Origin of the sequence: Mesorhizobium sp. M7A.F.Ca.CA.004.06.1.1 (assembly GCF_003999135.1) — a bacterium.
GTDB lineage: Bacteria > Pseudomonadota > Alphaproteobacteria > Rhizobiales > Rhizobiaceae > Mesorhizobium.
Genome location: NZ_RZPQ01000373.1, coordinates 1 through 5,672 on the forward strand (window position 1 = coordinate 1; position 5,672 = coordinate 5,672).

A 5,672-nucleotide genomic window follows, 5' to 3' on the forward strand; every position below is an offset into this window, starting at 1 on the left:
AGCAGCCGCGTGCGGCCGGGCGCGCGCATCGCAGTGAGATAGGCGTCGGAGCCGGCAATGAGCGCGTCGCGGGCATTGAGCGATGGCGGCGAAGCGCGCTCGATCTCCTCAGCCACCGCCATCGCCTCCTGCTCGACCACGGCGGCAAACAGCGCCTGCTTGTCGGCGAAGTGATGGTAAAGCGCGCCGCGCGTGACGCCGGCGGCAGCGACGATCTCCGGCGTGCCGGTCTCGGCATAGGATTTTTCGGTGAACAGCTTTCGTGCCGCGGCAATCAGGTCGGCGCGCGTCGCCTCGGTGCGGTCACGGTTGGAACGACGCGCGGAATCGCGTTGCATACATGCAGCCTGTATGTTAAATGAAGTTACATGCAGACTGTATGTTAATCGACGGGAGAAGGAAAGATGAAGACGACGAGCTATTACCCGGTGCTGATGACCGGCGACGTCGCCGGCACGACGGCGTTCTATATCGAGCATTTTCGCTTCCAGCCGCTATTCGAAAGCGACTGGTATGTGCATCTGCAATCGGTGGAGGACAGAAGAGTCAATCTCGGCATCGTCCAGGGCGATCATGAGACGATCCCGGAAGAGGGGCGCGGCCGCGCGTCGGGCCTGCTGATCAACTTCGAGGTGAGGGACCCGGATGCGGTCTATGAACGGATCGTCGCGGCCGGGCTGCCGATCCTGCGCTCTCTACGCGACGAACCCTTCGGCCAGCGCCATTTCATCACGCGGGATCCCAATGGCGTGCTGATCGACGTGATCAAGCCGATTCCGCCGAGCGAGGCGTTTCTGGCGCAGTACGCGGAGGGGGCGGTGGGCACCTGAACGATGTTTTCGTGTTGGCTGTTTCCTACGCAATTTATGATCATCCGGTAATGCCAAGCCGAGAAAGGTTTGATTTCTGAGCAGATGTGCGATGCAATCATGCGAGTGCAGGTGGCGAGCGGACCATTGAATGACCGAAGATCTTGTCGATCGAATTTATGAAGCGGCGTTCGTCCCCGATTTATGGCCAGACGTCTTCGACAGGTTGAGCGAACTGTCGAACTCGGCCGGAGGCGGTATGGGTTTATTCGATGATCGGCTGGACCCGATGCTCATCGCGTCGGACCTGGTCCGGCCGATACTGGAGGGCATCTCTGCGGAAGGCGGGTTCAAGAGCAGCAGTGTCTCCCAACTCCTGCTGACGCTGCCCCCACCCTCGGAATTCGTCTACGACGCGGATTACTTCCCCAAGGAGGCGCTCGAGAACAATCGGACGCGGCTCGACCGGACGCTGCCATTGGGAATCGGTGGCGAAGTCGGTACGTTCATATCCCTGCCTACAGGCGAAGTTCTGTTGTTTACGATGGAGCGTTGGCTGACCAATGATCGGCCATCCCGAGACGAATTGGACCAGCTCAACCGCATGAGGCCACATTTGGCGCGCGCCGGCCTGATTGGTGCGCGCCTGCGGCTGGAACGAGCGCGCGCTACGACTACGGCGCTTGCGGCGATCGGCCTGCCGGCCGCGGTGATGACGAGCAGGGGACGCGTTCTGGCGACCAATCAACTGCTTGACGCTCTGCCCCTTGTGTTCGTGCCGACGGCCCGTGATGGGCTCGCCCTTGCCGATGCCAAGGCAAACAAGTTGTTTCAGCAGGCGATTGCAAGCGGGACTGGTGACGCTGCGTCGGGTCGCTCCGTGCCCATAGCGCCAAGCGAGAATAGCGAGGCCATGATCGTTCACCTCATCCCTCTTCGCCGTCTGGCGCACGAACTTCTCTCAGGCGCCGACATACTGATCGCAGCCACGGCTCTCAACCCGACGAATCTGGTGCCTTCGCCGACCATCCTGACGGGCCTTTTCGACCTCTCGCCGGCCGAGGCGCGATTGGCGGCGGCATTGGCATCGAGGGATAGCCTTGGTGTGGCGGCGACAAGCGCCAACATCACCTATCGCACGGCCAGCACGTATCTTGGTCGTATCTTCGACAAGACAGGCACGCATCATCAGGCGCAACTCGTAGCTCTCCTGAAGGGAGCCTATGTCGCCGTTGCTCCCTCGAAGGGGGAGTGAGCAACGGCGGCCTTAAAGTCTTTGTGTTGATACATGTCGTTGTCCCAGAACCGCGGCACACTTCTGGGTGACTGCACTAGCTTCGCGCAACCGGCATCACCGTCACCTGGCTGACGCCGGTGCGGCGCACCACGGTGCATTGTGTCTCGCGGCCGATGCGCTCGGCGTCGAGCACGCGCACCAGGTCGTCGACGCCGGTGACCGGGCGGCCGTCTATTGCGGCGATGATGTCGCCCTCCTTCAAGCCGGCCTTGGCCGCCGGGCCATCCTTCTCGACGCTGCGCAGCCGCACCGCTGTATTCGTCGACACTTGCGACAGGAGCGCGGCGCGTCGCGGCAGATTGACGGTGTCGGCCGAGACGCCGATGAAGGCGCGGCGCACGCGGCCGAAGCGGATGATCTCCGAAATGACGAAATTGGCGGTGTTGGAGGCAACCGCGAAGGCGATGCCTTGCGCGCCATGGATCATGGCGGTGTTTACGCCGATGACCTCGCCGGCCGACGATACCAGCGGTCCGCCGGAATTGCCGGGATTGAGCGCTGCGTCGGTCTGGATGACGTCGTCGATCAGCCGGCCGGTGGAGGCGCGCATCGAGCGGCCGAGCGCGGAGACGACGCCGGAGGTGACGGTCCATTCGAAACCGAGCGGGTTGCCGATTGCAATGGCGATCTGGCCGCGCCGCAGCCGCTTGGAATCGCCCAGCGGTGCGACGTCGGCAAAGCTGCCGTCGGCGCGCACCAGCGCGATGTCGGTGTCGGGATCGCGGCCAAGAACACGCCCTTCTCTCGAAGCGCCGTCCGGCATCGAAACGCGCACCGTCCTGGCATCACCGACGACATGGAAGTTGGTGACCACCAGCCCGTCCGGCGCAATGACGAAGCCGGAGCCATGGCCGCCCTGACCGCCAACGCGCTCGATGCGGCAGACGGCCGGACCGATGCGGTCGACCGCGTCGGCAACCGTCGTCGAATAGGCGTCGAGCAACGTGTCATCGGTTTGGAATTTGGCGACGGCGACGGCCATGGGAGGGCTCCGTGTGTTCAGGCTTGATCGTGACTATATGTGCGGAGCGGCTGGAACCGCAGCGACCTGACCAGATGGCCAGTCAAACCGGCAACTAGCCGTCAGGCGAGTACCCGCGGACGCGCTGTCGAGCGATATCTGGGGCATGGATGAACCCAGGAGACCATTAATGAGCGATTTCAATCTGAGCGCGTTTTCGCAAGCCGTCGCCGATCTCGCCGCCAAGGCCGCGCCGGCAACGGCTGGCTTCGCTACGCATCATCACCGCACGGCAAGCGCCTTCCACTGGCGTGACGGCTATTTCGTCACCGCTGAAGAGGCTGTCGAGGCCGGCGAGGAGATCGATCTGGTGTTGGCCTCGGGGGAAACGGTGAAGGCCGAGCTGGTTGGCCGCGACCCTTCGACCGGTGTTGCCCTGCTGAAGCCGGCGGAGGCCGTCAGCGCCGCGCCGCTGGCCAAGGCCGATGCGGTGCGGCCGGGCAACATCGCCATTGCCATCGGCAGCAGCGACGGTTCGGCTTTGGCTGTTTCGGGCTCGGTGGGCGAAGTCGGCCCGGCCTGGCGCTCGATGCGCGGCGGCACCATCGACCGGCGCATCAATCTTGCCGTCGGCGCCGGCGGCCGTTTCGAGGGCGGCCCGGTTCTCGACGCCAAGGGTGCGCTGATCGGCATGCTGTTGTTCGGACCGCGTCACCGGGCGCTGGTCATGCCTTACGAGACGATCGAGCGGGCGGTCGCGACCTTGCGCGAAAAGGGCCATGTCGCGCGCGGCTATCTCGGCGCCGGCCTGCACCCGGTACGAGACCGCGACGCGCAGGGCGCAATGGTGATGAGCCTCGATGACGAGGGTCCCGCCAAGGCCGCCGGTCTCTCTCTTGGCGATATCATCGTGGCGTGGAACGGTGAGGCGGTGCACGGCCCGCGGGACCTGATCCGCAGGCTCGGACCCGACAGTGCCGGCGCTTCGGTGACGCTCGGTGTCGTGCGCGGCGGCGAACAGCGCGATGTCGTGCTGACAATCGGCGAAAAGCCGCTGAGCTGAGGGCATCCATGGACACGCTCACCAGCGACAGGATCATGCATGACGGTGCCGTCTCGCGGCGGCTGGTGGTGCTGATTGCGCTTGGCGATGCGTCACGCGCCGAGCGCCTGGCGGCCTCGCTGGCCGCGAGCGATGACCTGCTGCCGGTCGTGGCCGGCGGTGGAAGAGCCGACGTCGCCATCGTTGACGACAGCATTGGTGATGGCGTGCCGGCCCTCATTCCACGGGTGCTGCTGACCGGACGCGCTGGCGGCGAGCGGCCCGCCGGTGAGGTGCTGGCCGTGATGTCCGCTGGCGCGGAGGATTTGTTGATCGCCGCGGCGGCGCGGCTGGCCGCGGCCGGCTATCGCGTCTCGGGCGAGCGCGGAAGCGGACGCCATGAGGATTTCCGTGCCGGCGATGGCGAGCCGTTCGAGGAGGAGGCCTCCGACGAGCATGCCGCCCGGCCTTCGCTGTCGCCGCGTGAGGCGGAAGTGTTGGCGCTGCTGGCCGAGGGCGCCCCAAACAAGGTGATTGCGCGGCGGCTGAACATTTCGGTGCACACCGCGAAGTTCCACGTCGCCGCAATCCTGATCAAGCTCGGTGCGGCCAACCGCACCGATGCGATTGCCATTGCGATGCGCCAAGGGTTGGTGCTGGTTTAGTCATAAACCCTACGCTGCGTAACGCGGTGTCCAGCGTGTCGGGTCTTGCGCTGCGGTCGCCCGCCGCGCAAAGGTTTGCGCCTGTTGTGTTGCAAGGGAGGCGCAAGGAAATGTCGCTCAAGGGAAAGACGCTGTTCATCTCCGGTGGGTCGCGCGGCATCGGGCTGGCGATCGCGCTGCGCGCGGCGCGCGACGGCGCCAATGTGACGATCGCGGCCAAGACCGCCGAACCGCATCCGAAGCTGCCGGGCACGATTTATAGCGCTGCCGAAGAGATCGAGCAGGCTGGCGGCAAGGCGCTGCCTGTTTTGTGCGACATCCGCGAGGAGGCGCAGGTGGCCGAGGCGGTCGCCAGGACCGTGGAAAAATTCGGCGGCATCGACATCTGCGTCAACAATGCCAGCGCCATCCAACTCACCGGCACGCTGGAGACCGACATGAAGCGCTACGATCTGATGCATCAGATCAACACGCGCGGTACCTTCCTGGTCTCGAAAATGTGCATTCCTCACCTGAAGTTGGCGCAAAATGCTCACATCCTGAATCTGGCGCCGCCGCTCGACATGAAGGCCAAGTGGTTCAGGAATCACGTCGCCTACACGATGGCCAAGTTCGGCATGTCGATGTGCACGCTGGGCATGAGTGCGGAGTTCGCCAAGGACGGCATCGCTGTCAATTCACTGTGGCCGATCTCGACCATCGACACGGCGGCGGTGCGCAATCTGCTCGGCGGCGCGACGGTGGCGGCGATGAGCCGTTTGCCCGACATCATGGCCGACGCCGCGCATGCCATCTTCATGCGGCCGGCGCGCGAGACAACAGGTAATTTCTACATCGACGAGGAGGTGCTGCGCGCCGAGGGCGTCAGCGACTTTTCAGCCTATGCGCCAGGTGCGAC

At 64.6% G+C, this 5,672-nt stretch carries 7 protein-coding genes; 5 read left to right on the plus strand and 2 right to left on the minus strand.

Annotated elements, in window-relative coordinates:
* A partial coding sequence (locus tag EN906_RS20810) for a helix-turn-helix domain-containing protein (protein WP_164777266.1) occupies window positions 1-338 on the minus strand: 338 nt, incomplete at its 3' end.
* 66 nt (window positions 339-404) lie between these two features.
* On the opposite strand from EN906_RS20810, the gene EN906_RS20815 reads away from it, so the two are divergent.
* Window positions 405-830, plus strand: a complete 426-nt coding sequence (locus tag EN906_RS20815) for a VOC family protein (RefSeq protein ID WP_127270139.1) — start codon at window positions 405-407, stop codon at window positions 828-830.
* A 130-nt stretch (window positions 831-960) separates the two neighbouring features.
* On the plus strand, window positions 961-2,064 hold the full coding sequence (locus tag EN906_RS20820) for a helix-turn-helix transcriptional regulator (RefSeq protein WP_127270141.1): 1,104 nt from the start codon (window positions 961-963) through the stop codon (window positions 2,062-2,064).
* A 76-nt stretch (window positions 2,065-2,140) separates the two neighbouring features.
* On the opposite strand, the gene EN906_RS20825 is transcribed toward EN906_RS20820, so the two are convergent.
* Complete coding sequence (locus EN906_RS20825) at window positions 2,141-3,088, minus strand: trypsin-like peptidase domain-containing protein (protein WP_127270143.1); 948 nt, start codon at window positions 3,086-3,088, stop codon at window positions 2,141-2,143.
* 169 nt (window positions 3,089-3,257) lie between these two features.
* On the opposite strand from EN906_RS20825, the gene EN906_RS20830 reads away from it, so the two are divergent.
* The 3 genes from EN906_RS20830 to EN906_RS20840 form a co-directional block, all read left to right on the plus strand.
* Window positions 3,258-4,130, plus strand: a complete 873-nt coding sequence (locus EN906_RS20830; protein ID WP_127271164.1) for a S1C family serine protease — start codon at window positions 3,258-3,260, stop codon at window positions 4,128-4,130.
* 8 nt (window positions 4,131-4,138) lie between these two features.
* The gene (locus tag EN906_RS20835) at window positions 4,139-4,774 is read left to right on the plus strand and encodes a helix-turn-helix transcriptional regulator (protein WP_127269032.1); all 636 of its coding nucleotides are present in this window, start codon (window positions 4,139-4,141) and stop codon (window positions 4,772-4,774) included.
* 110 nt (window positions 4,775-4,884) lie between these two features.
* A partial coding sequence (locus tag EN906_RS20840; protein WP_164777267.1) for an NAD(P)-dependent oxidoreductase occupies window positions 4,885-5,672 on the plus strand: 788 nt, incomplete at its 3' end.